Raw genomic sequence first — 391 nt, forward strand, 5'->3', positions numbered from 1 at the left:
ATTAGAACCTCCGTTACATGAAACGTCTGTAGAATTTGAAGAAGCTACAATAGCTGTAGGTTCACTAATAGTTACAGATTCTGTAGCAGTACATCCGTTGTCGTCCGTTATAGTAACATTATAAGTACCTGCTGTAAGCTCTGTTAAATCTTCAGTAGTAGCCCCGTTAGACCAAGCGTAGGTATAAGGAGTAGTACCCCCAGCAACTGTTAAGTCAGCGGTTCCGTCGATATCACCGTTACATAGAACATCAGTGTTTGAAACAGATGTAGACAATGCATCAGGTTCAGTTACCGTAACCGAAGTCGTAGTAGCACATCCGTTGTTATCCGTTATGGTAATAGTATAAGTACCATTAGAAAGTCCTGTTAAATCTTCAGTGGTAGCGCCA

Annotated in this window: 1 protein-coding gene; it reads right to left on the reverse strand. The window is 41.2% G+C overall.

Features of this window, described 5'->3' with window-relative positions:
- The coding region (locus NBRC110019_RS16805) for a SprB repeat-containing protein (protein ID WP_281756623.1) at window positions 1-391 on the reverse strand (391 nt) is incomplete at both ends.

Source organism: Neptunitalea chrysea, assembly GCF_027924145.1.
Classification (GTDB): Bacteria; Bacteroidota; Bacteroidia; order Flavobacteriales; family Flavobacteriaceae; genus Neptunitalea; species Neptunitalea chrysea.